This window comes from Chryseobacterium sp. R2ACT005, assembly GCF_049949215.1.
GTDB lineage: Bacteria > Bacteroidota > Bacteroidia > Flavobacteriales > Weeksellaceae > Chryseobacterium.
Genome location: NZ_CP188192.1, coordinates 2,606,146 through 2,629,042 on the forward strand (window position 1 = coordinate 2,606,146; position 22,897 = coordinate 2,629,042).

The 22,897-nt window shown below is 34.9% G+C and carries 27 protein-coding genes and 1 riboswitch; of the genes, 4 read left to right on the forward strand and 23 right to left on the reverse strand.

Features of this window, described 5'->3' with window-relative positions; translation table 11 throughout:
• The 8 genes from prpB to ACPF63_RS11935 all read right to left on the reverse strand — a co-directional run bounded on the left by prpB (position 1) and on the right by ACPF63_RS11935 (position 7,277).
• A complete protein-coding gene (gene prpB, locus ACPF63_RS11900; protein WP_426483173.1) occupies positions 1-897 on the reverse strand; it encodes a methylisocitrate lyase in 897 nt (298 codons plus the stop codon).
• A 456-nt stretch (positions 898-1,353) separates the two neighbouring features.
• Positions 1,354-1,544: riboswitch (cobalamin riboswitch) on the reverse strand.
• Between the two features lie 350 nt (positions 1,545-1,894).
• Positions 1,895-2,662 (reverse strand): LytR/AlgR family response regulator transcription factor, encoded by a 768-nt coding sequence (locus ACPF63_RS11905; RefSeq protein ID WP_426483174.1) that lies wholly within the window; start codon positions 2,660-2,662, stop codon positions 1,895-1,897.
• A gap of 4 nt (positions 2,663-2,666) precedes the next feature.
• A complete protein-coding gene (locus ACPF63_RS11910; protein ID WP_426483175.1) occupies positions 2,667-3,800 on the reverse strand; it encodes a sensor histidine kinase in 1,134 nt (377 codons plus the stop codon).
• On the reverse strand, positions 3,757-4,497 hold the full coding sequence (locus ACPF63_RS11915; RefSeq protein ID WP_426483176.1) for a hypothetical protein: 741 nt from the start codon (positions 4,495-4,497) through the stop codon (positions 3,757-3,759). Before ACPF63_RS11915 ends, ACPF63_RS11910 begins: the two co-directional genes overlap by 44 nt.
• Positions 4,498-4,717: 220 nt before the next feature.
• On the reverse strand, positions 4,718-5,260 hold the full coding sequence (locus ACPF63_RS11920) for a hypothetical protein (protein ID WP_426483177.1): 543 nt from the start codon (positions 5,258-5,260) through the stop codon (positions 4,718-4,720).
• Between the two features lie 99 nt (positions 5,261-5,359).
• Positions 5,360-5,728, reverse strand: a complete 369-nt coding sequence (locus tag ACPF63_RS11925; RefSeq protein WP_426483178.1) for a VOC family protein — start codon at positions 5,726-5,728, stop codon at positions 5,360-5,362.
• Positions 5,729-5,778: 50 nt separating this feature from the next.
• Complete coding sequence (locus ACPF63_RS11930; protein ID WP_426483179.1) at positions 5,779-6,372, reverse strand: dihydrofolate reductase family protein; 594 nt, start codon at positions 6,370-6,372, stop codon at positions 5,779-5,781.
• A 32-nt stretch (positions 6,373-6,404) separates the two neighbouring features.
• Positions 6,405-7,277, reverse strand: coding sequence for an alpha/beta fold hydrolase (locus tag ACPF63_RS11935; protein WP_426483180.1), 873 nt, complete (start codon positions 7,275-7,277; stop codon positions 6,405-6,407).
• Positions 7,278-7,562: 285 nt separating this feature from the next.
• Here ACPF63_RS11935 and ACPF63_RS11940 point away from each other — a divergent pair, with 285 nt between their 5' ends.
• Positions 7,563-7,706: a bacteriocin-like protein gene (locus ACPF63_RS11940; protein WP_175627206.1), complete on the forward strand. Its 144-nt coding sequence runs from the start codon at positions 7,563-7,565 to the stop codon at positions 7,704-7,706.
• Between the two features lie 27 nt (positions 7,707-7,733).
• Positions 7,734-7,880, forward strand: a complete 147-nt coding sequence (locus tag ACPF63_RS11945) for a bacteriocin-like protein (protein WP_167375285.1) — start codon at positions 7,734-7,736, stop codon at positions 7,878-7,880.
• Positions 7,881-8,032: 152 nt separating this feature from the next.
• Here ACPF63_RS11945 and ACPF63_RS11950 read toward each other — a convergent pair whose 3' ends face one another.
• From ACPF63_RS11950 to ACPF63_RS11970, 5 genes are all read right to left on the reverse strand, one after another.
• Positions 8,033-8,941: a hypothetical protein gene (locus ACPF63_RS11950; RefSeq protein WP_426483181.1), complete on the reverse strand. Its 909-nt coding sequence runs from the start codon at positions 8,939-8,941 to the stop codon at positions 8,033-8,035.
• A gap of 10 nt (positions 8,942-8,951) precedes the next feature.
• Positions 8,952-9,800 carry a hypothetical protein gene (locus ACPF63_RS11955; RefSeq protein WP_426483182.1) on the reverse strand — a complete coding sequence of 283 codons (849 nt, stop codon included), beginning with the start codon at positions 9,798-9,800 and terminating at the stop codon, positions 8,952-8,954.
• A gap of 10 nt (positions 9,801-9,810) precedes the next feature.
• On the reverse strand, positions 9,811-10,707 hold the full coding sequence (locus ACPF63_RS11960; protein ID WP_426483183.1) for a hypothetical protein: 897 nt from the start codon (positions 10,705-10,707) through the stop codon (positions 9,811-9,813).
• 650 nt (positions 10,708-11,357) lie between these two features.
• Entirely contained in the window at positions 11,358-11,522 is a 165-nt protein-coding gene (locus ACPF63_RS11965; RefSeq protein WP_426483184.1) for a hypothetical protein, read from the reverse strand.
• A gap of 200 nt (positions 11,523-11,722) precedes the next feature.
• Complete coding sequence (locus tag ACPF63_RS11970) at positions 11,723-12,616, reverse strand: Fic family protein (protein ID WP_426483185.1); 894 nt, start codon at positions 12,614-12,616, stop codon at positions 11,723-11,725.
• A 140-nt stretch (positions 12,617-12,756) separates the two neighbouring features.
• On the opposite strand from ACPF63_RS11970, the gene ACPF63_RS11975 reads away from it, so the two are divergent.
• Positions 12,757-13,077, forward strand: coding sequence for a DUF6035 family protein (locus ACPF63_RS11975; protein ID WP_426483186.1), 321 nt, complete (start codon positions 12,757-12,759; stop codon positions 13,075-13,077).
• A gap of 550 nt (positions 13,078-13,627) precedes the next feature.
• On the forward strand, positions 13,628-14,674 hold the full coding sequence (locus ACPF63_RS11980; protein WP_426483187.1) for a PIN domain-containing protein: 1,047 nt from the start codon (positions 13,628-13,630) through the stop codon (positions 14,672-14,674).
• Positions 14,675-14,862: 188 nt separating this feature from the next.
• Here ACPF63_RS11980 and ACPF63_RS11985 read toward each other — a convergent pair whose 3' ends face one another.
• The 10 genes from ACPF63_RS11985 to ACPF63_RS12030 all read right to left on the reverse strand — a co-directional run bounded on the left by ACPF63_RS11985 (position 14,863) and on the right by ACPF63_RS12030 (position 22,852).
• Positions 14,863-15,603: an SDR family oxidoreductase gene (locus ACPF63_RS11985; RefSeq protein ID WP_426483188.1), complete on the reverse strand. Its 741-nt coding sequence runs from the start codon at positions 15,601-15,603 to the stop codon at positions 14,863-14,865.
• Between the two features lie 40 nt (positions 15,604-15,643).
• Positions 15,644-16,234, reverse strand: a complete 591-nt coding sequence (locus ACPF63_RS11990) for an NADPH-dependent F420 reductase (RefSeq protein ID WP_426483189.1) — start codon at positions 16,232-16,234, stop codon at positions 15,644-15,646.
• 19 nt (positions 16,235-16,253) lie between these two features.
• Complete coding sequence (locus tag ACPF63_RS11995; RefSeq protein WP_426483218.1) at positions 16,254-16,334, reverse strand: hypothetical protein; 81 nt, start codon at positions 16,332-16,334, stop codon at positions 16,254-16,256.
• Entirely contained in the window at positions 16,316-16,513 is a 198-nt protein-coding gene (locus tag ACPF63_RS12000) for a MoaF-related domain-containing protein (protein ID WP_426480041.1), read from the reverse strand. The genes ACPF63_RS11995 and ACPF63_RS12000 overlap by 19 nt, the downstream gene beginning before the upstream one ends.
• 200 nt (positions 16,514-16,713) lie before the next feature.
• A complete protein-coding gene (locus tag ACPF63_RS12005) occupies positions 16,714-17,511 on the reverse strand; it encodes an alpha/beta hydrolase (RefSeq protein WP_426480042.1) in 798 nt (265 codons plus the stop codon).
• A 186-nt stretch (positions 17,512-17,697) separates the two neighbouring features.
• On the reverse strand, positions 17,698-18,276 hold the full coding sequence (locus ACPF63_RS12010; protein WP_426480043.1) for a Crp/Fnr family transcriptional regulator: 579 nt from the start codon (positions 18,274-18,276) through the stop codon (positions 17,698-17,700).
• 309 nt (positions 18,277-18,585) lie between these two features.
• Positions 18,586-19,770, reverse strand: a complete 1,185-nt coding sequence (gene traN / locus ACPF63_RS12015) for a conjugative transposon protein TraN (protein ID WP_426480044.1) — start codon at positions 19,768-19,770, stop codon at positions 18,586-18,588.
• Between the two features lie 143 nt (positions 19,771-19,913).
• Positions 19,914-20,273, reverse strand: coding sequence for a hypothetical protein (locus ACPF63_RS12020; protein WP_426480045.1), 360 nt, complete (start codon positions 20,271-20,273; stop codon positions 19,914-19,916).
• A gap of 362 nt (positions 20,274-20,635) precedes the next feature.
• Entirely contained in the window at positions 20,636-21,745 is a 1,110-nt protein-coding gene (locus ACPF63_RS12025; RefSeq protein WP_426480046.1) for an alkene reductase, read from the reverse strand.
• Positions 21,746-21,802: 57 nt separating this feature from the next.
• A complete protein-coding gene (locus tag ACPF63_RS12030) occupies positions 21,803-22,852 on the reverse strand; it encodes an alkene reductase (protein ID WP_426480047.1) in 1,050 nt (349 codons plus the stop codon).
• Positions 22,853-22,897: the final 45 nt, after the last annotated feature.

Here is a 22,897-nt window from a genome sequence, read left to right on the forward strand (position 1 = left end):
TCAATTATTTTGTTTAAAAAGGTTGTCTAATTTTTGTTCGTAGCCGTAGTATCCGATGCTTTGATAGAGTTCTTCCCTGGTTTGCATAGTATCCAATACATTGACCTGTGTTCCGTCTTTACGAAGGTGTTCATATACATTTTGAGCTGCTTTATTGGCAGCACGGAAAGCAGAAAGCGGATAAAGGATCAGTCCCACGCCTGCATTTTTTAATTCTTCCACCGTGTACATTCTGATCATCCCGAATTCGGTAATATTAGCCAGCACTGGAACTCCTGCAGCTTCAACAAACTTGTGATAAAAGCTTAAGTCAGGAACGGCTTCTGCAAAAATAAAATCTGCTCCAGCTTCTTTATAAGCTGCTGCTCTTTCCAATGTTTTTTCCAATCCTTCATTAGCAAATGCATCGGTACGGGCACCAATTACAAAATTTTCATCGGTACGGGCATCTACCGCTGCTTTCAGTCTGTCTACCATTTCTTCTTTGGTTACCACTTCTTTTCCCGGGCGGTGTCCACAGCGTTTTGCCCCTACCTGGTCTTCAATATGGAGGGCCGCAGCTCCAGCTTTAATCAATGACTTTACAGTTCTTGCCACATTGAATGCTGAAGGTCCGAATCCGGTATCAACATCTACCATGAGCGGTACATCGCAAACATTCGTAATACGCTGAACATCAATCAATACATCTTCCAGCGTGGTAATTCCTAGATCCGGAATCCCCAGAGAACCCGCGGCAACACCGCCTCCTGAAAGATAAATTGCATTAAAACCTGCCTGCTGTGCTAACAATGCATGATTGGCATTGATGGTGCCAACAATCTGAAGGGGACTTTCTTCTCGCATGGCCTCCCGAAATTTCATACCGGGAGACTTCAAACTTTCACTTGTAGTCATTATAATATTTATTGTTTAGTTGAAATTTGTTTTACAGAAAACCATGAACAGGCATCACAATAGCTACCGGCATTGCATGATGTGCTAAAAAGGAAATCAAAAAGAAACTGATTTGTTTTAATCGATTTTTGCAATCCGGAATTCGGGGCCATTATCTCCGTGCCAACCTGTTTATTTCCAAGTCTGCTGCTGTATGAATAATCGAAATCGAATGGGTACATTTTTTTAACTTTTTATATTGATTAAATCCTCATAAAAAGTTCCTGATAAACTTCACAATGCCTGTGAGAAAGAAAAATATGGAAAAGGAAAATACGATGAATACACGATAATGAAAGAGCACACCGCTCCACTACTTATCTGCATCACAAAAATAACACGAGCTGACAAAATATATTGATCCCACTGTTATCCATATCGTATCATACCTGACTATAAGCTTCAGACCGCGAAAGCATCGTCAATTCGAAATAGGCAGGTCTCCTGACTTGTAACAGTTTTTATCGTCCTTCCCATATAACAAGGTATACAGTGGACCTTTTTTGATAAAAACCTTGATGTTACTTACAGTTGCGCGACAGTTCGTGATTTGCACACGATTCCCTTTTAAGACACAGCTAAGTGTAACCAGTTTCGGTTGATAAAGAAGATGTTAAGAACTCCTTGGTGGTAAATATAGGTATTTTATAAAAACGTGAAAGATATTTTATGCAAACAATAATTATTTAACCATAACCCGCTGATTTTGTTATTATTAAAAACACACATTCCATCCAATAGACATTATAATTTAGATGATTATGCTCATTTTTTGTTACTAAATCCCTAAGATATCTCGTTAAAAAATCAAACAAGTTCAAAGAAAACGTTTACTTGTTATTGCTTTTTATTTTGAAATTAAAACGCTTTTTTGAACTGATTTTTTAACAATAATGAATAAATTTCTTTTGGCATCAAATGATCTTTTTTATATCAATTTTAGTCAGAAATCTGATCTTTATTCTTCAATCCATTTTCTGAAAGCAGAGGTATTACTCTGGCTTGTGATAAGGTGGATTTTATGTCCTTTTATCTGGATAGACAGTGTATTTCTGTTGTAACGCTCTATCCTTTCAATATGTATTTTCTGAACGATTTCACTTCGGTTAATTCTGAAAAAATCCGAAGGACTAAGCTGATTTTCAATTTCTTTTAGCGTAGATTCATTCAACAAATGTTTCTTTCCTGTAGTATCGAAAGCAAAGACAATTCCCTCTTCTGCTTCAAAGAAAGTGATCTCTTCAGTATTTACAAAATAAGTTCCCTGATGTGAAGAGACCGTAAATCTTTTTTTATATTTTTTCTCTGGATGACTGTTATTGAGCATTTGCTGAAGTTTTATCAGGACATCATTCTGTTCTGATCCAGAAGTTCTTAATAAAAGAAATTTACCCCATGCTTTTTGGAAACGGTCCTGTGAAAATGGTTTTAAAAGATATTCTATACCATTACTTTCAAAGGCATTCATCCAATACTGATCGTAAGCGGTTGTGAAAATTATCGGGCTTGAAATATTGACCTGACTGTAGATTTCAAAGGAATTTCCATCCAATAACTCTATATCAGAAAAGATCAGGTCTACTGTTGAGTTTTTTAAAAAAGTAACGGCTTCTTCTACGGTATCAATCTCTGCAACGATCTCAACCGGTTCTTCCAATTCGCTGATAAAACGTTTTAATTTGTTTCTGGCAGGAATTTCGTCTTCGATAATTATAACTTTTATCATATTTTTATACTGGAATTATAGGAAGTGTTACTGAAAATCCGGTTTCTGTTTTTAATATTTCTACCTGTCGGTCGGTTAATAACGTATATTGTTCTTTAAGATTGTTCAACGCTCTTCCAGACGTTTTTTTACTGTTACGCTTCGGTATAACATTATTTGAAACGGTTATTGTCTGGTCCAGATTTATAGTGACTACAACTGGATTTGTAAGCGTTCCAAGATTATGCTGAACTGCATTTTCCAACAGCAGCTGTAATGATAACGGGATAATATTTCCTGGGGATCTTATATGATTTATTTCTAATGAATAGGCATTTCCGTATTTGTACTGGATCAGATTAAAATATTTCTCTGCAAAAGCAAGCTCTTCTTCCACTGCTACTAATTTTTTATCGGAAACATCTAAAACATAGCGGTAGATCTCTGCAAATTCGTTAAGAAAGTCGGAAGCTTTTCGTTTATCTTCTTCTATTAGCTGATCCAGAATATTGAGATTATTGAACAAGAAATGAGGATTAAGCTGCGCTTTCAGCTGATTAATTTTACTTTCAGACAATGCATGATCATAAAGAGCAAGCTGTTTCTGATAGTCTGTATTCTTTTTGTAGTAACGGTATGCCAGAAAAAAACTTCCATAAATAAAGCCTCCGATCAAATCTGAAAAAGTGGAAAGAATAACAACTTCCTGATTAAAATTTTTCTCAATCTTTCCAAAAGCAAAGGCAATCAAAAAGCCTATTATCTTCATCACCACAAGATAGGTCAACAGTGATGAACTGAATATTTTAAGGATTTCTGTGATGCTGAATGTTGATGACTTCTGCCAGTTTTTAATGAAAAAATCGATCACAAAAAACAAGATACAGGCACTAATAAGAGTAACAACTGCAGCTTCTGGAGTAAAAATATACCAGTCTAATGTTCTTCTTATCCCAATACGGGTATGAATAGATTGTACATAGGCAAACAAAAGGATAAACAGAAGAAAATACCTGTTTTGATTAATCCGTTTTACAATGGTTTTCATCGGCTTTCTGAATGGTCTTTTTTGCAAAAATAGCCCTATATTTTTACAGGGCTGTTTCTTTGTATATTTATTTTTTCTTTTCAGGAAATGATGCGGTAACGTTTCCTTCATTATCTAAGAAATCCAGTTTTGCTTCGTTATTTTTATCTACACAGAATCTGGCTCGTGGCTGGCCTTTACTGTCGAATAAAAACAATCCGTTATGTTCATCTTTGGTTTTCCCAAGCATCATTCTTGGTGCTCCTCCAACCAATCCCTGCTGTTCAAATTCTTTATATTTTTTCTGAGCAGCCTCCGGATCTTTTATCTGATTCAGCTCTGCCATTATTTCTCCGGTTTTTATTTGTGATTCTTTTGATGGGCGGTCATTGAAATAAAGCCCGCTTGCCACTACTCTTTTATCTCCTTTCTTATAATCCTGAGTCAAAAGCTGCATTACCTGATCACCGTCATACTGATCATAAGTAAGGGATAATCCCGAGCTGTGCCCGTTTTTATTTTTCTGCCCATCATAGATAAAACCTCCACATTCTATCCCGTCTTCATTGAAGAAAAGCATTCCTGAGCGTTTTTTTCTTGTTTTATTGGTAGGATTACCGTTTATTTTATCTTCTCCGTTGGGAAATTTTTCTACATTGGTAATGATCATCTTTACAGTACCGTCTTTTTCAACAATATTGATTCTTTCAACATCAATCTCTGTGAATTTCTCATGTCCGTCTGTTTTGAAAGCTGAAGCTGTTAAAAATACAATTCCAATGACTGCTGTAAAAGCAAATGTTCTTAAAAAAATTAATTCTCTGTTCATAGTTTATGATGTTAATTATTTCTGTTTTGATAAGTCAAAGTTATTCTATCTGCTTCTGCGGTTCAATCAGAAAACAATGAACTCAGGAAATAAAGAAATGAATGGATGATTTTTACGGATGAATGAAAGAGATCATTTTTACACGGTGGCACTTCATTCAATACATTGAAAAAATCCGCCAAAAAGTGACGGATTTTATAGTATTTGAAAGCTGTTGAAATTAATTGACAGCCGGATCAATAAGTTCTGTGGTAAGTCCTAAAGATTTTAGCAGATTTTTATTATCAAAAAACAAGGTTGCATACCGTTTTCCTTTCTTAAAAATCAGTTTTGAACCTCCCGGAAATTCACTGTCAGCACCAAGTTTCTGCGTTTTAGCATTGTATTTACTGAACTTAGTTTTGCTGTCCTGCAATGTACTTTTATTCATGACAAGGCCAAATGGAAGTCCTTCTACCACTACGGATTTATTGTCTGAAATGGTAAAAAACATCTCATCAACAATATTGTTTTTACCCAGGCTGCAATAGAGTTCCAATCCTGTCTTCATAGGCCATTTCGCGTATTTCTCTTCATTGGCATCTTCATAAAAAACAGTTTTTATGTTCAGTGCTTTTGATATTTTATCGGGAGTCTGTGGAAAAATAAATTCTGTATTTTTATCTAATAAAGAGTTCAGAGCAGCTGTTTTCTGAGAAAATGCAGTGATACTTACCAGTTGAAAAAAGAGGGTTAAGATGAAAGTTAATGTTTTCGCCTTCATGAATTGTTTAAAATTTTAATGATTTGATGGTTAAAGATATTAATTTTTTGATTAAAACCATATTCTAAGCAATTTTCTACATCATCTTTCTTTCTTTTGCTATTTTCTTTCCTGTAGATTGAAGACTGTGCCGGCAGGATCGGTAATCCAATGCATATTTTCGGGAAGCTCTTCAATTTCGTCACAGGTTTCTACTCCGTTTGACCGAAGGTATTCTGTAGCTTGCTCTACATCAGAAACTGTAAGCTGTAACCAGGTTTCGGAATGGGTATAATTATCTACACAGTCCAGCCAGATGATATTATTCCCGAATTTTACCTCATGGGTTCTGGAAACCGTTGGATTATTAATCGGTTTTTCTTCGACATTCAGTTTTAGGATGTCTCTGTAAAAAACTACCGTTTTTTCATATTTACTTTTGGGAATTTTTATGGCAATATTTATTCCTGCTTCAAATTTCGTATCCATATTGTAGGTTTAACAGTTGTAAAAAATAAAAATTAATGAAAGGCCTCTATTTACATTTCAACATTGCCTGTCACAATCTCACCAGAACGTTTGTAGTTAGCTATAATAACTCCTTTTGATGTTACATGGCTTTCCGTGAGGGCAAAAGCAGCCGGAACAGAATTATCGTCAAACAGTTTTTTCCCTTCACCAAGAATCAACGGATAGATTTTTAGACGAAGTTCATCTACAAGGTCATTCTTCAACAGCAGATGAATAAGTTCGCTGCTGCCCCAAATCTGAATATCAGCACCTTCTGATTGTTTAAGCTTCCGGATATCATCCAGATTTTTGAGAAAAAAGGTATTCTTCCAATCTGAATTCTCTATAGTCTGAGACAGAACATACTTATTCCCTTCGTTGATTCCCGGCCAGAATTCAGCGTGTTGAGGCCAGTAAGATGAAAAAATATCGAATGTTTTTCTCCCCAGAAGATAGTCAGTCTGTTTCATTTCTTCCTGCATGATTTCACCGAAAAGCTCATCACCATACGATACAGTCCATCCTCCATATTTAAAGTTCCCGGATCTATCTTCTTCAGGACCGCCGGGTGCCTGCATGACACCATCCATTGTAATCATTGATATGACAGTTATTTTTCTCATGATATTTAATTTATAAATGATATTGTATCTGATTATTGTAAAAAGCTGTTCAGATAGTTCAGAATTGTTGCGGTCTGCATCATCAGGCTGACATGGCTTTGCCCCGGAACAATAGCCAATTGGGATTTTGGCATAGGTCCCATATCTGCAGACACTCCACCTCCCAATAATTTATAAGTTTTTGATAGTTCGGTTTTATCCAATCCATCATTGTCACCTGCTATAACTAAAACTGGTGCTGAAATTTTAGAAATATTATCATCACCCAGATCAAATGGCTGTCCAGCTGTGGCTATCATCTGCTCCAGAAACTTTGTCCATTTTGTTTTATCAGGCGCTACGGCATCATAAGCAGTATGCATAGGGCTGTTCATAAAGAGTTCTGGTTTCATTCCTTTAAATGCATTATTTACTTCAGGAAGCCAGCCGCTATTTTTATACGTTGAAGAAATAATAACTAGTTTGTTCAGCCTTTCCGGGCTTTGTATTGCCAGCTGATAAGCGATTGCTCCCCCAAAGCTATATCCTGCCACATCTGCCTTATCAATTTTCAGATAGTTCATTACTTCTGTCACATCACTTGCCAAAGCAGTATGTGATAATTTTCGTTCTGAAAACGGAGTATGCCCGTGTCCCTGTAATTCAACAGCGATTACTTTCCTGTTTTTTGACAGTTCAGGAATCAGCTGTCCCCAATTGGTATCAATAGTCATGAAAGCACCATGCAATAATACGATGGGCTTCCCTTTACCATAGACTTCATAATAAACTTTGCTGCCGTTAGCAGGTGCATAGCCACTTTCAGAAGGTTTCACTTTTTGTCCATATACCTGTGATGTGATAATGGTAATCATTAAAATCAGTAATGATTTCAATAGGGTTGAGAATTTGAATAGACTTTTCATAATATTATCGGATTTGGTCATTAAACTTTTAACCAAAATTAGCAAGTCATTACGAAATCCAACTTGTCACAAGACAAGATTTTACTCAAAAGAAATCAATTCTTTGTGCATTCCTTTAACAAGGCTTATTTAACCTACTTCACATACATTATATTTTGTTTAATTATAGAAAATCTAAAGGAAAATATTAAACAATAAACTGATTGAAAATAAATATTTTCATGATAATTCTACAACAGTTGATAAAAATTGATTAATTTCGAATAGAACTAAACCTATATTATTATGAAAAATTTAAAGAAAATCGAAAGACAGGATTTGAAAACAATCAAGGGTGGAATTGACTGCAGAGGCGGACAGCTTTGCTTAATCGGCGGAAAGTGGCAATGTATGCCATACGATGGATGTGGTGGTGGAAACCAACCTTAAGTTTTAGTTTAATTCAATTACTTGACTATGAAAAATTCTAAAAAAATTTCAAGAGATCAGTTGAAGAATATTAATGGCGGAGCATTAAGTTGTTCCGAAGCATGCTGCCCTCCTCCAGGAATAAAGAGATGTCCCTGGGTGATTTGTATAGCACCATGTGAGATTTTAAGTTAAAACACTGTATTCTCCAAAAATAGAAACCTGTAATTCGTATGAGTTGCAGGTTTTTATTTTAAGTTTACGTTTTCATTCAAAAAAAGTCTCCCGCAATCAAGCTGGGAGACTTAAAAATTAAAATCAGATTGTTCAAACTTATTAAAATATCTTTATTGTTCAACTATCGTAAGCGCATTGTAAGCTCCACTTCCTGATACATCAAACTGGCTGATTGTACCATCAAATGCTACTGTAATCCAGGTAAAAGGTCTTAGTTTGCTGCCTTTATTCAGGTATACACTTACTGTACAGGCAGAACCTACCGGTACGGCATTGGGACTGGCTCCGGTATCAGAAGCATACCCATTATTTGTTTTTATTCTTTGGGTAATTGTTCCGGCAGAATCTCTAACTTCCCAAATAGCTTCTGTCTGATTGTTAGCCCCGGTATTTACCTGGCTGGATTGTAATGCAAAAGTAAATGTTGCAAAATAAACTCCATCGCGTGGTGCTGTAAATTCACCTGTAGCCGGATCAAAATTTGAGGTTGGAACCCCAGAATCAGAGTCTAATTTTTCAGTCCAGTTCGTTAAATAAGAAGATCTTCTCTGCACTATGCCGGATTTGGTTCCTATTTCTGAAGGAACTGCGCTTTCAAATACATAGGTATCCTGAGTAGTTTTACTTGCCATTACTATAATACGCGGTTTCCCTTTAGGAAAAAAACTGACCCAATTTGAACCATCAGAAAATTCTAAATATCCCTTTACCCCAATGGCCGGGCTTGCAATATACCGTAATGCTCCGGCCCCAGCCTGGGCAGCTGTTTTCGTAGTATTTCCAATAGCCACAGAACTATTTGTTCCGCCGCGTAGATCCAAAGCTACTTTGGGATTGGCAGCCATAGTCCCCAATTTTCCGGAACTATTAACTATAATATTACCGACATCCGTTTTAACCTCAAGCGGATTTGACGGATTGGGTGCTCCTATTCCGATTTGAGCATTTATATAGGTTACACTCAGTGACAAAGCAATAACAGCACTGATCAATTTTTTTATTTTATTTTTTTGTCCCATTATTACGTGTTTACAATTCACTGATACTTAAATTATTTAATTTACTGTCATTCAAAGTATTTCGGGCACTGCCTATATTATGCCTTATGCTGAATTTTATAGTATCATCTTTTTTAAGATTGAAAATAGCATTACAGTTACCACTTATATAATTACTTACTGCACCAGCCTGAAAAGCAGGATAAGAATTTATAGTTTTAAATACAGGAATATTATCTGTACTTTGACTGCTTTCTATTGCAGTTTCGACAAATGTATTTTTAGGGATATTTCCATTAGCCAGAGTAATATTGAAAGAAACCAGATAAAAACCATCACGGGGAGCTTTAAAAACCCCTGTGGAAGGATCAAAATCTCCACTGGCACCGGCCCCTAAATCAACTGTTTCTGTCCATCCTGTAATAACTGTTGAAGCTGCACTTGGAATACTTTGTGCAGAGCCTTTACTGGCATTTACCAATGCTTTTGTTGGAGCAGTAAGTGGCAATGCTATCCATTGTTCACCGTCGGAATATTCTAAAAATCCACCGTTATTGTAACGTATTGCTCCTCCCCCTGCGGCAGAGGGGCTTTGTGTATTATTGCCTAAACCAATAATTCCCTGATCAGACGAAGACCTCAGATCAACTTTAGTAACGGGATTTAAAAGTCCAAAGCCAACCTGACCAGTTGATGTAACAACAACATCATTAGATATTTTTGCTGCGTCAGGTGCTGAGCCATTATCTTTTCCTGCATCTATATGTAGAGGTTGTGCCGGCGTAGGAGTAAAAAAACCTGTTTGTGCCATTGTTTTAGCTGCAGAAAAAAATAAAATACAAGCAAATAGTTTATAAGTTATATTGATCTTTTTTTTCATAGTCTATATCTTAATGTTCTATTATGGTTAAATTGTTAAATCCATCATCTGGATTTGCAGGATTCGAAGAATCTGTAGTAACTCTAAGCGGAATAGCACCTGAGGTAAGATTTTGATATAGTCTTACACTTACTTTAGTCCCTGCCGTAAGAGTAAGGGTAACAGTACTCGATCCTCCAGCCTGTGTGGAACGTGTAGCATTTGCGTCATCAGCTGTACCTGTCATAGACTGACCGAAAGTTTTATACACACTGGCAAGAACAGTGCTTGTAGTGGGATTATAAAATTGTGACTCAACTCTGGAACCGTCACTAATAACAGCTCCGTTAAAATTGAATGTTAATAAAAAAGTATAAGTTCCGTTTCGGGGAGCTGTAAATTCACCAGAGCTTGGATCAAAGCTATTGCTCATGTCACGTACCTCATTCCAGTTAATAATGGTTGTTGCAGAAGCAGAGGGTATAGACTGACTTACAATTTTACGAACAACAATCACAGCCTTTTGAGGGGCAATATACGCTTTGTGCCATACTGCGCCATCAGACACTTCGATTTTAGCACCCACTGGTACACTGTTTACATCATATCGTGTAGCACCTGCACCTGCTATTACCGCAGACATCGTTGTTGTCCCTAAACCAAGAGCATTTTCACTTCCTGCTGATCTGATATCCAACTGAACCTTAGGATTAAGAACGCCTGCACCAATAAATCCTGTTGTTTTATTTACAATAACATCATTAGAAACTTGTATTGCCGTTGGTATTCCGGAAGTAGAGTTATCCTTAGCTCCATCTACATGTAAAATCCCTTGTGGATTATTCGTACCTATTCCTACCTGCGCTTTCAATATACTGATAAGAAAGAAACAAGGTACAATCAGTGTTTTATGTATTTTTTTTCTCATATTCTCATTAAAAATTTGAGGTAATAAGGATTGCTGACCTCACCGGATTTCAAAATGAAAATAATATCTTCAACAAAATGCAACAGCCAATTAATAAAAATATTCTGTCTGAGGGATTGGGCAAATGTGTTTTTAGAATCTTGTTTTCATTGATGTAAACATCAGGTCGAGCTATTTCAACAATAGTTTTTTTGCAAAATTGTTGATTTTCTGCAATCAAGCAAAAAATAACATATCGATAGAATTCGATGTGCCGATAGATTTTTTATGAGTTTAAGATTCTTTAAGGATTTTGATATTAGTATCATTCGGATACTTTCAAATGAAGGAAAATGATCAAGTTAATTTTTTTACCGGATAGTAAACAGATCGTTTTAAGATTATGATTATTTAGCACATTTGGTACTTACACAAAACAAAAAAGCTGTAAAATATTTTACAGCTTTTTTACTATTTTAATTCAATAGCTTGCGGAGAGTGAGGGATTTGACCCGACCAACATAAAACAATGAAAATCAATTGATTAAAAATCATCATTTTAAAAATGCCACAAATTTGCCACATCTCTTTATATTTTGAATAATCTGCAAAAAATCTTAACAACATAGATCCAAAATACTTTGGCTCTTACAATACAAATATAAGATTTTTCATTCCATTTGTATTTCAATTTTTTTACGAATAGTTTCAAGTCGATCAGCAAAAATCTTGTCCAATCCTATCTCATATTTATCAAGTTCCTTCATTACAATAACAAGACCTTGAAAAATATCAGAAACCTCCTTATAAGTTAGCATAATTGTTGTTTCTTCCATGATCAAATATAATCATCCACGTTAGCAACTATCTACGGTTTTCCGTAATAACACCTTAAAAATATTTAATAGATCTAAAATTATATTATTGATTTTGATAATAGAAGTATTCTAATAAAATATTAATCTTTTATATTGAAATATATTGTCGTCTAATTTAAATTAAGCTGATGGACCTGGAACTAACTCCGAAATACAAATCACTCGTGAATTTTAAAATATTTTAAAATATTTTGATAATTATCCTGAGCAGTTAAACAAGTGTCCAAAAGATATCCTCTAACATTTGGCCATTCTTGTAATCCCTGATAATAAAACATTTTCAAGTCTTCGTCAATAATGAATGGCACTACATTATTTGCAAGACACTCTTTGAACATTATTAACCTCCCCACTCTTCCGTTTCCGTCTTGAAAAGGATGAATGATTTCAAAGTTATAGTGAAAAGCGATAACATCTTCTATTGTTTTATTTTCAATAGCATTATACTCATTAATTATCTCTTTCATTTTTACAGCAACATTTTCTGGTGCAGTAGTTTCGTTACCACCAACCTCATTAGGCAGCTTTTTATATGCTCCAATATTGAACCACTCTTTAGCACTATCTGATGTACCGGATTTTAATAAAAAGTGAAGTTCTTTAATTAAAGATTCCGTCAATTTAGATTTGGCTTTCTCAATAATGATGTCAATAGCTCGAAAGTGATTTGTTGTTTCAATAATATCATCAACATTTATACTTTCTTTTGAAGCTCCAATTGTATTCGTTTCGAAAATATATCTTGTCTGATCATGTGTAAGTTTACTACCCTCTATTCTATTGGAGTTGTATGTTAAATCGATTTGCGTTCTATGATAAATTCCACCCTTCAGTTTCATATCTTTTTCTTCTTTGAGTCTGTTTAACAACACATTATTACTAAACTTACTTTTTTTAGACTCCCTCTTTGGTGGTAAGGCATCTTCAGGAATATTCCATGTTTTACCTGTCAAAAATGCCCCTTTGATTCTTCCTTGAGAGCAATAGTTTCTTACTGTTCGTTCAGGTATATTCCATTTTTTGGAAAAATCAGCTACAGAAATGTACTTCATAAGAATTATAAAATGCCGTTGTCGGCAAAAATTTAAAAATTAAACATCATAAATATAGTCATTTTTGCCGATAATGACAACGTTTAAATCTTACATATTTAGAAAAAAGAATTAATTTAGAAACAAATAAATGATCCTTAATGGCTAGTGGAAGACTAATAAATATAGCAAGAGACAAAATTACTGGAAAGCTTTTAAATGCAAATCTACTTTTCGACCAAAGTAAAAAAACAGAATCTTTTGAAATAAGAAAAGAATTTAATCAAGATGAGCTGGCTTCAGTTTGTTTAGAATGTGAACAAGACCTTACAATCACAAATAGCGACTTTACTAATTACAAAATCTGGAATCAATTAAAGAATCGAGATTTGGTTGATATTGCATCAGAAAAAGATTCTTTACTTTTTATTTTAGAATCAGCAAAGACAGGTATAATTAGAGGAAATAAACTCGCTAATTGAATTTCGTTTGCCAATAATGCTATTCAATATTATAACAATTATTGGGAATACATTGAGGGCGAAAATGCTTTCAGTTTTAATTAATGTTATAAAGGTAACCTTCTAAAGAGGTTGCCTTTAATCTGTTGCTAAATTAATAGAAATCTAAAGATATTTTCCATTTTTATCTTATGGACCAGTCTGAGAAAATTGTGCAAAAAGACATTCCCGATTAATGGTTGGGAATGTCTTTTTGCACAATTAGTAGATCCATCTCTTTAACCACCCTCTTCACTTCAAAAGCTATTGAACAATACTCTTTATCTTTTTAGAAATCCGGTAAAAAAGATAATTTCTCACTACGGATCGAAAACATCTTTTTTATCAGTACGAAAGCAACCTATTTGAATGCAAAATCTCTTTCCATATCGTCAAAAAAGTTGCTATTAATTGTTAATAAGATAATAGATCCAATAAATACAATTTTGAGAAAATGATTTATAAAAATTCATGAAAATTCAGATTCCTATGGAATAATTACTTATTTTTCGATCTATAAAAACTAATAATAATGAACATATTTTTAGATTCAAATATATTATATCAAGACTATTTCTTTGAAAATAAATCTAACAGAAAATTATTGGAATATTGTAAAGAAGGACTTATCAATCTCTACATGGCCGAGATTGTAAAATTGGAATTAAGGAGGCAATTCATGAAAGAAATTGAAGAGATCAATACCGAAATAAAGAGAATAAAAAAAGATGCTTCCAGACTTAGGATTGAAAATGAACCAGCGATTATTCCAATCGATACCCAATTAAAAAAATTCGATGACTTTTATAAGAAACTCCCACACAATGAAAATTACCAAATTCTGCCGTATAGTAATGATTTTCTTCCTGATATAATCAACCGTGCAGTTTATAGAAAAAAGCCCTTCACTGAAGAAAAATCAGAATTGAAGGATGCTCTGATCTGGAAAACATACTATGAATTTGTTGAAACTAACGTTATGTCTAACTGCATCTTACTTACAAATAACACCTCAGATTTTTGCTCGAAAAAAGATAGCTCAAAAATCCATTCTGAACTTCTGGCAGATACAAATAGATTTACAGTAATCAACAAGTCTTTTGAATTCGTTAAACTTCATGGACCTCATCTGGAAAGCCCTGAAAATAAGTTCCAGATTTACTTCAATACAATTGAAGTAAATGAAGAATTTGTTATGCCAATTTTAATTGAAAATTTTAAAAAACTAATTGAAAGTAGTATTCATAAAAAAATTGATACCATGTACCCAAGTGATATTCTTTCCAACGAATACATTTTTGATGGTCAATTAGTGGGATATGGTTGCGAAATTGTAGATTGTGATTATATTGAACATGAAGTGATTGGGGATAGAGCTCTTATTTCAGGGACTGTTTTTGCAGCTGCAGAAGTCGAAGTATGGCAATACAATGCAGCCCGAGACCCTGGTGAAGATCGATATTCAACCATTGCCGAAAGAGACGTTATTTTTAGAATACAATTCAATTTTGATATGAGAATGGAAGAAACGTACTCAGATTTTGAAATTACGGACATTAATGTCAATTCTATCCACTGATTTCTTATTTTTTTGCTTATCGACTTAAGAAAACAATCTGAAATAGAATTGAGATATATCAGGTGAATATTATAACATGTCATAGCATACCTGCAAAGAAATTTACATTCAAAAAACACAAAAATAGAAGATTGTTTAGCAGTCTTCTATTTATAAATTACTTTTGATTTTTCTTTTTTACATCTTAATTAACTTGCAAAGCCTCCATCAATATTTAAGCTTGCACCATTAATATAACCGGTTTCAGAACCAGAAAGATAAGAAACCAAACTTGCTATTTCTGTAGGTTGCCCATACCTACCAACCGAAATATGCGTTTTTAAGTAATCTGCAAACTCACCTTCTTCAGGATTCATTTCAGTATTAATTGGACCCGGCTGTATATTGTTAATCGTAATTCCTAAAGGTCCAAAATCTCTGGCTAATCCTCGTGTTAACCCTTGGATGGCTGCTTTACTCATAGCATAAACACCGCCACCTTGAAACGGCATTCTGTCAGCATTAATGCTTCCAATATTAATGATTCGACTACCTTTCTTCATATGCTTCATTGCTGCTTGTATCGCTATAAAAACAGCTCTCACATTAATATCTATTGTCTTATCAAATTTTTCCAAAGAAAACTCTTCAATAGGAGCAACAATTCCAATTCCTGCATTATTCACTAAAATATCAAGTTGCCCAAAAATTGCTATTGTTTTCTCTACTGCAGCAATTACCTCCGCAGGATTTTGGTTATTAGCTTCTATAGCTATTGCTTTACGCCCTGTTTTTTCAATTTCTTTCACCAGTTCTTCAGCTTTTTCCTTATCAGAAATATAAGTGAATGCTACGTTTGCATCATCGGAAGACAGTCTTCTTACAATTGCTGCTCCGATTCCACGGCTACCTCCGGTCACTAAAGCTGTTTTATTATTAAGTGTTGACATAATTAATTGTTTTACGTTGTATAAAATTTTGATTTATTATTTATATTTTAATTAAATTCAGTGTAGGTAACACTCCTCCTGGAAACTGTTGTAATTTTCCTCCTTCGTTAAGGCGACCCAAATCAATTCCTGCAAATCCCAAACGGTTAATGATCCCAGAAACAATATCTTTTGCATCATCGAAATCTCCAGAATAGAAAATCACTCTATGTCCTCCTGCCTGCACAGGACTAGCTGCTAAAATTTCTGGTTGCAAAGTATTGAAAGCTTTTACCAGTTTCGATCCTGAAGTCCAATCTTGCACGACTTCGCTTGACGTTTTATTTCCTAAGTTTGCTAATGTAAAACCAGGCAATATAGGATTGGTCGGATCAATTACAATTTTCCCATTCCAGTCAATATTCTGAGTCACTTGCTCAAGATGTTGCCATTGTAAGGCTAAGAAAATTACTTCAGCGGTAGCAGCTTCTGCTACACTTCCTGCTGTTACGTTCCCTCCTAGTTGGTGTGCTAATTCTTTGAGAGATTCTGCTCCTCTGCTATTACTGATTACTACTTCATAACCAGCATTTGCTACTTGTTTGGCGAAAGCTTTTCCTATAGCTCCTGTGCCGATAATTCCTATTTTCATAATGTTTGAATTTAAAAAGTTAATATGGATTGTTTGTGATAATACTTCCTGTAGTTTGATAGAATTTTCCGTTATTCATTGTTATATTGGTATAAACCAATTTCTTTTCAAAATCTTGAATTTGATTGATTGATTGATTGATTGATTGATTGTTGTTCCTGAAATTTCTTTCCACGTGATTAAAAATAGATTTGATCTCAATTCTGCAACTTTTGTTTCTACTGTTTCAGTATACCCCTTTTCAATTCTTCCTCCTCCATCAATGATTGTAAATGACATCTTATTTTCAGTTTCAAAAACATTTCCATTACAATAGAATTCATTTTTATTTTCAATCTGCTATTTGTATAAAAATTTTCACTTGTTGTATTCATGATTTATTTAGCTTGATTTTCTGTTACAAAGTTGCAACAAGAAGTACACTTTATCCGTTGATGAAAGGCAAATAAAACTCTTGACATTTATCAAGAAAGCAGAGATTATTTAGCTTCTTGTAAAAGAAAGTGAATTAGTTCTTCTGTATGTGCAATAAAAGGTGTATGACTGGATTTAATGAATAATTGATTTTCAACATTTGCTTCTTTTACCATTTTTTCTTGTAGAGCAATACTAATGGTATTGTCTTCTGTAGTAAGTACTGCAGCCTTTTTTATTTTTCCAAATCTACTATTGCTTAGCTTTACGGGTGTAACCAATGGAGCTAAAGGCTCAGGCTGAATATTTGAAGCAATATATTCTCCAATAGATTTCGGGGCATCAGCTGCAAAAACTTCAATTACACCTTCTTTTACTATCTCAGCAAGTCCTTCCGATTCATTTATTTTAAGATATTGACCAATATGACTTTGAGTATCGGTCTGAGCGATGGACAATAAACTCTCACCATTTTTTGGAATATAAGCTGCTATGTAAATCAACTTCTTTATTTGTTGTGGTATTTCTTCTGCAACCAGACTGACGACAATGCCTCCAAAACTGTGTCCAACTAAAATAATTTCTTCTTTAGTTCCAATTATTTTTTTTACAGCATCAACGTAAGTTTGTAAAGTAATTGAATTAGTAGGAGTTTTATCATTGCCATGCCCTGGCAAATTAACCGTTAAAACATTGTGTCCCTTTATTTTTAAAAGAGCGGAAACATTATACCAATCTGAAGCTTTAGACCATGCACCATGTACAATAACAAATGTGCTTTTTTCTTTTGATGAAAAGGTGGACGCTTTACTACCAATAAAAAATAGTATTAATATAGCAGTCATTATAAACTTTGTTTTCATAAATATTGAGTATTTAATTAAAGAAACCCGCTTTGAATTTCTTTTACAAAGTTGCAACGGAAAGCATATTTAATCTATTGATAAAAAACAAATAAAACTCTTGATAAATATCAAGAGTTTAAAAAAATAAGATTTAAGCTTCTATAAAAATGCTGTATATAAATATGCTTTCGGTGTATAAATATTTCATTTCCTTACCATATGATTTCTTATTCTACTGAGAGTTTCTGGAGAAATCCCTAAATAAGATGCAATCATATGCTGTGGAATGCGATTGGTGATATCAGGATAAGCTTTTATAAAGTCTGCATATTTTTCTTCAGCAGAATAGCTTATACTGGCATGAATTCTGTTTTGAGATGCAATGAAACTTCTTTCCAATAATACTCTGGTAAACTCTCCAAATTTAGGAATCTCAACTTGCATGCGGTCGAAATCAGCTTTAGGAATAAGTACTATTTCAGCATCTTCCAATGCTTCAATATTAAATGTTGATGGTAATCTAGAATGATAACTTTGTCGGTCACCAGCCCACCAATTTTCGATGGAAAATTGTATGATATGCTCTGTACCTTTTTCATCTGCTCGATAAGTACGTAAAACCCCTTTTGAAACAAATGCATTTTTATTCCAAACATCACCTTCCTGTAAAAGATATTGTCGCCTGCGAAGTCTTTTGACAGTACAAACCTGTCTGAACATTTCCAGTTCATCATCATTTATTGGAAATTTATCTTTAAGATAATTTAAAAAATTGTCTACCATTGATAATGATTTAAGAGTAATTACAAATTTAAATATAATCTATAAATAATTTCATTTAGATATTAGAATAAATGCTTGAAGAGATAATGTTAGTAATAAGCTAGATGCTGTACCAAAAATAAACCATCTGTCTCTATCAATTACCATCATATAAAAAACTTTAAATCCATTATTAACCTACTCATAGCCTTATCCTTAAACTAATGTCACACTACTGAGATAAGCCCCCAGCTAATAAAAGTGCTTGCAAAAAAAAAAATTATCTAAATATCAATCAAGTAGACTTAGCCCCTTAAATAGCCGCTCATTTCAATTCCGTTTTAAATTTATTTGATCTAAGGTCCTAGCATTGATCAATTCCCAATTATCTAGTTTCAGTTTTTGATACCTTCCTCCGTTATTTTCAAAAAGTTCAATTTCTAAAATCTGATCGTCCAACAAGGTAAACTGATCCAAAAGAAAAACAAATCGCTGTTGTGATTGTGGGCCAATATTCTCAATTTCCGGATAAATACGCAACGGGCTGATCACACGATCCTGAACAACGGTTCGTTTGAGATTCTTTTTGTCAGTTATTGTAAAGCTGACGGATTCTATCTTATAAGACAATTGACTCCTGTTCTTAATATTAATGACAAAATAAAACTTTGAATCTTGAACGTACAGACCTTTAAGAGAAAATACAATACCATAACCTTTGGAATTGATGTGGCGGATCTTGCGTTCATTATTAGCATAAACCTTTTTCATCAGCAGCTCTGTGAATGATGATGAGCCACCTCTTAGATCTTCAAATAACACATTGGCAGATGTTTTCTTGGGATGGCTCTGTAATTGAGCTAAATCAAAATTCAATATTGCAGGAAAGGGGCTATACATTACATTAAAGCTATAAAAATTACCATCCTGAGTAATGACTGAAAAATTAGTCTCTTCTTCAAAATGTTGGACAGCAGATTTAATTCTGAGAACGTTGGCAACAGATTCAGCTTTGCTGGCTGCCAGCAAATCACTACCAAGATCAACATAGCGAATTGGTGAAGGAAACAAAAGATGAGTAGTTTTATTGTAAGATACCAAATACACTCGATGACCCACCTTAATAGTGACTTTGGGACTACGAACCTTTTTTTGGAAATAGCCAGAAACGCCCTGAAGCACTCCTCTGCTCAGATCTGCTGTAACCTGCTGTCCGGCTGAACGGGTCAGTATCACACTAGTTCCGGAACTTTGCCCCATATTGGCTACAATATCTGTGAGTACACTTTGCTCCGGCGAATACGGAACAAACAAGCCTAATTGACCGTCGTTATCATATACATTGATCTCAACCGGCTCGATGATCCCTTTATATTCTATGGAAGAGATTTTCAATTGTAAGCGCCCATCCTGAAATTTTGCACTAGCTTTTACTACAGTCCCTTTTGGAATACTGAGCTTTCCAAGCATCATGGGTTGCAATAATCTCAAACCTATCTGTTCATCTGGTCTCACTATCCTCGTTTCAGCAAAAGCAGCAAGTACAAAAGATGTGCTTGATTTTGGTCTTCAATGGTAACAAATCTGTTTTTTCAAAACCGTTAATCCAAGCACTATCTGATGGCTTCCCTGTAAATACGAGATGTAGGATTTCTCCATTAGCTGAAGCTGATCGTTGACCGTAGATTGCTGACTGGGCATGTCCTTTTGCAAAAGTTCATTTCTGAGTCGTGAAACCTCCGTTGTAAATGGCTAACCTCCTGATTATCTCTTCCGTAAAAGAATCCCAAAGTCTGCTGTGCTGCTTTATAGCTCTGGATCGAATTATTGTGAGATCCATGTGCAGCATTATCAGTAATCCCTCGGTTATCATTCTGCATATTTTCTTTATCCCAGTAATCTGATAAGCTGGTCAGATTATTTCTTTTTTCCTCGTCTCTTTGCTCCAATAACTGCTGTTCATAGGCCTTCTGTTTATCGGATTGAAGATTGTCATCAGAAGCCTGTGGTATAACCATCTGCAGCAGTTACTGTAGTTGGTTTGCCGACTACATCAAGTGTTGCTGATGGTTAGGAGGTGTTCACACCAATCTGTGCACCTATTGTTGTACTAAAGAAAAAGACACCAATAAGTAAAATTTTCATTTTCATAGTAAATAATCATTAGAAGTTGTGGTGATGAAATGTTATGTATACCTAAGAAAATCAGGGGATAACACTTCTCTATGTCATTATTTACAATAATAGACGATTGTCAGTTTAAATAAAAGGTAATCAATCACAAAATTCATGTGATTCTAAGCACAAAAGAAGAGCCAAATTTCATTTTCATTAATGAAATTTGACTCCTCTTTTCAAAACATTTTGTTTCTACTGTGTACTAATAATTTGCTTTTTCAGTATAGGTTTCCCAATTGGTATAACCATCCAAAGTTAATCCATAATGTAGCTCTCTTTTTGGAGGTGTCAATGGCCAGTTGTTTTGAAGACGTTCGACCAGGTCAGGGTTTGAGATAAAAGATTCTCCAAAGGCGGCAATATCAATCAGCCCCTCATTGATTAATCTTTCAGATTTTTCCCTGTTCATTCCACCAGCAAGGATAATTGTCCCATCATACCAATTACGGAAACGATTAAGGAAACCTTCGGGCAGGGCAAAACTACCTCTTGATTGCTGATCCATGATATGGATGTAAGCTATTTTTCGTTGTGAAAGCTCTTTCGCCAGATACTCATAAGTAGCTTCGATCTCCTCATAATGTGGTAACTCATGAAGGCCTCCGTAAGGTGTCAGACGAATGGCAACTTTTTCCGCTCCAATAGCATCGATACAAGCATCTATTGCTTCCAATAAAAAACGGCTACGATTTTCAATACTTCCGCCGTACTCATCAGTTCTGTTATTAATCAACGGGTTTAAAAATTGTTCGATTAAATAACCATTGGCTCCATGCAGTTCTATTCCGTCAAAACCTGCCTTAACAGCATTTTTAGCCGCTTCAGCGAAGTCATTGGTTACATTTCTCACCTCTTCTGCAGAAAGCGCTCTAGGCTTAGAACAAGTGACAAATCCTTCTTTCCCATTTTCGTCATACCCCCAAGCTGTGGAGTTTTCTGCCTGAATATCTGAAGCTCCCACAGGAGCTACCCCTCCCGGCTGAATAGAAGTGTGTGAAACCCTTCCCACATGCCATAGTTGCGTAAATATCTTACTTCCTTTCTGATGTACTGCATCAATCACCAATTTCCATCCTTCAATTTGTTCTCGAGTGTATAATCCTGGAATATATAATACTCCTTTGGATGTTTCCGAAATGGCTGTTCCTTCAGTAATAATTAATCCCGCATCAGCTCGTTGACTATAATATAATGCATTATTATCATTCGGAATACCGTTTACATTTCTAGCTCTCGTCATAGGAGCCATTGCAATACGATTTTTCAGATATAAAGAGCCTATTTGCGCTGGTTTAAAAATATCAATACTCATTTTTCTCAATTTTTATTTTAATATCTATTTTATATTTCTTAATGAATTGTCAGGAATTTAATCTTGGCACAAAGGATAATCTGTATATCCCGCAGCTTCTCCTCCAAAAAACTTTTCTTTTATTGGAGTATTAAGAGTAAGTCCATTCTTTAAACGAAAAGGTAAGTCAGGATTTGCTATAAATGGTCGTCCAAAACCGATAAGGTCTGCCCAACCATTTTGTAGGGCTTCTTCTGCACGTTCAATTGTATACTTGCCTGAATAAATTAAAGTTCCATTAAAAGCCTTACGATATGCTTCTTTAAATTCTATGGACATTTCCGGAGCATTATCCCAGTCTGCTTCAGCAATATGAATGTAAGCAATGCCTATATCGTTTAATAGGGTAGCAGCAGCAATATAAGTTTCTTCAGGATTGTCATCCATAGCACCCATCAATGTGGTTAGGGGTGCTTGGCGAACCCCAACTCTTTCAGTACCAATTGCATTTACCACAGCTGTTGTCACTTCTTCTAAAAAACGTAATCTATTAGTAAGATTTCCACCATATTCATCAGTTCGTTTATTAGTCTGGGAATCAATAAACTGTTCGATCAAATAACCATTGGCACCATGCAGCTCTACTCCATCGAACCCTGCTTCAATAGCATTTTTTGCAGCCTGTGCATAATCTTCTATAATTTGTTGTATTTCAGGTTTTGTAAGCTCCCTGGGCATGGAATGTTGCTCCAGATAACCTTCACCAGAAGCTGATTCCTTTCCGTCTTTTGCAAGGAAGACTTTTACACCTTCCGCAATAATAGCTGAAGGAGCAACAGGAGCCTGCTCATTCTCCTGAAGAGAAGTATGAGATACCCTACCCACATGCCATAGCTGTGCAAAAATTTTGCCCTCTTTTTGATGAACAGTCTCAGTAACTTTTTTCCAACCTTCAATCTGTTCAGGAGTATATATTCCGGGAGTCCAAGCATACCCCTGCCCTTGTTTACTGATCTGTGTTCCTTCTGAAATAATTAATCCAGCCGACGATCTCTGTCCGTAATATTCTGCCATGAGGTCTGTAGGCACATCACCTTTTCCAGATCTGGAGCGTGTCATAGGAGGCATTACTATTCTATTTTTAAGCAAGAGGCCTTTTAAATGATAAGATGC

What these genes read in the sequence shown, in the direction of transcription:
- ACPF63_RS12010 (WP_426480043.1), bottom strand. Translation starts at nt 18,276, where the DNA reads ATGGTAGACAATTTTTTAAATTATCTTAAAGATAAATTTCCAATAAAT.
- ACPF63_RS12005 (WP_426480042.1), bottom strand. Translation starts at nt 17,511, where the DNA reads ATGAAAACAAAGTTTATAATGACTGCTATATTAATACTATTTTTTATT.
- ACPF63_RS11960 (WP_426483183.1), bottom strand. Translation starts at nt 10,707, where the DNA reads ATGAGAAAAAAAATACATAAAACACTGATTGTACCTTGTTTCTTTCTT.
- ACPF63_RS11945 (WP_167375285.1), top strand. Translation starts at nt 7,734, where the DNA reads ATGAAAAATTCTAAAAAAATTTCAAGAGATCAGTTGAAGAATATTAAT.
- prpB (WP_426483173.1), bottom strand. Translation starts at nt 897, where the DNA reads ATGACTACAAGTGAAAGTTTGAAGTCTCCCGGTATGAAATTTCGGGAG.
- ACPF63_RS11930 (WP_426483179.1), bottom strand. Translation starts at nt 6,372, where the DNA reads ATGAGAAAAATAACTGTCATATCAATGATTACAATGGATGGTGTCATG.
- ACPF63_RS11950 (WP_426483181.1), bottom strand. Translation starts at nt 8,941, where the DNA reads ATGGGACAAAAAAATAAAATAAAAAAATTGATCAGTGCTGTTATTGCT.
- ACPF63_RS11935 (WP_426483180.1), bottom strand. Translation starts at nt 7,277, where the DNA reads ATGAAAAGTCTATTCAAATTCTCAACCCTATTGAAATCATTACTGATT.
- ACPF63_RS11920 (WP_426483177.1), bottom strand. Translation starts at nt 5,260, where the DNA reads ATGAAGGCGAAAACATTAACTTTCATCTTAACCCTCTTTTTTCAACTG.
- ACPF63_RS12020 (WP_426480045.1), bottom strand. Translation starts at nt 20,273, where the DNA reads ATGGTTATACCACAGGCTTCTGATGACAATCTTCAATCCGATAAACAG.
- ACPF63_RS11965 (WP_426483184.1), bottom strand. Translation starts at nt 11,522, where the DNA reads ATGGAAGAAACAACAATTATGCTAACTTATAAGGAGGTTTCTGATATT.
- ACPF63_RS11905 (WP_426483174.1), bottom strand. Translation starts at nt 2,662, where the DNA reads ATGATAAAAGTTATAATTATCGAAGACGAAATTCCTGCCAGAAACAAA.
- ACPF63_RS11975 (WP_426483186.1), top strand. Translation starts at nt 12,757, where the DNA reads ATGGCTAGTGGAAGACTAATAAATATAGCAAGAGACAAAATTACTGGA.
- ACPF63_RS11955 (WP_426483182.1), bottom strand. Translation starts at nt 9,800, where the DNA reads ATGAAAAAAAAGATCAATATAACTTATAAACTATTTGCTTGTATTTTA.
- ACPF63_RS11985 (WP_426483188.1), bottom strand. Translation starts at nt 15,603, where the DNA reads ATGTCAACACTTAATAATAAAACAGCTTTAGTGACCGGAGGTAGCCGT.
- ACPF63_RS11990 (WP_426483189.1), bottom strand. Translation starts at nt 16,234, where the DNA reads ATGAAAATAGGAATTATCGGCACAGGAGCTATAGGAAAAGCTTTCGCC.
- ACPF63_RS11925 (WP_426483178.1), bottom strand. Translation starts at nt 5,728, where the DNA reads ATGGATACGAAATTTGAAGCAGGAATAAATATTGCCATAAAAATTCCC.
- ACPF63_RS12000 (WP_426480041.1), bottom strand. Translation starts at nt 16,513, where the DNA reads ATGTCATTTACAATCATTGATGGAGGAGGAAGAATTGAAAAGGGGTAT.
- ACPF63_RS11940 (WP_175627206.1), top strand. Translation starts at nt 7,563, where the DNA reads ATGAAAAATTTAAAGAAAATCGAAAGACAGGATTTGAAAACAATCAAG.
- ACPF63_RS11970 (WP_426483185.1), bottom strand. Translation starts at nt 12,616, where the DNA reads ATGAAGTACATTTCTGTAGCTGATTTTTCCAAAAAATGGAATATACCT.
- ACPF63_RS11910 (WP_426483175.1), bottom strand. Translation starts at nt 3,800, where the DNA reads ATGAAGGAAACGTTACCGCATCATTTCCTGAAAAGAAAAAATAAATAT.
- ACPF63_RS12025 (WP_426480046.1), bottom strand. Translation starts at nt 21,745, where the DNA reads ATGAGTATTGATATTTTTAAACCAGCGCAAATAGGCTCTTTATATCTG.
- ACPF63_RS11915 (WP_426483176.1), bottom strand. Translation starts at nt 4,497, where the DNA reads ATGAACAGAGAATTAATTTTTTTAAGAACATTTGCTTTTACAGCAGTC.
- ACPF63_RS11980 (WP_426483187.1), top strand. Translation starts at nt 13,628, where the DNA reads ATGAACATATTTTTAGATTCAAATATATTATATCAAGACTATTTCTTT.
- ACPF63_RS12030 (WP_426480047.1), bottom strand. Translation starts at nt 22,852, where the DNA reads ATGCCTCCTATGACACGCTCCAGATCTGGAAAAGGTGATGTGCCTACA.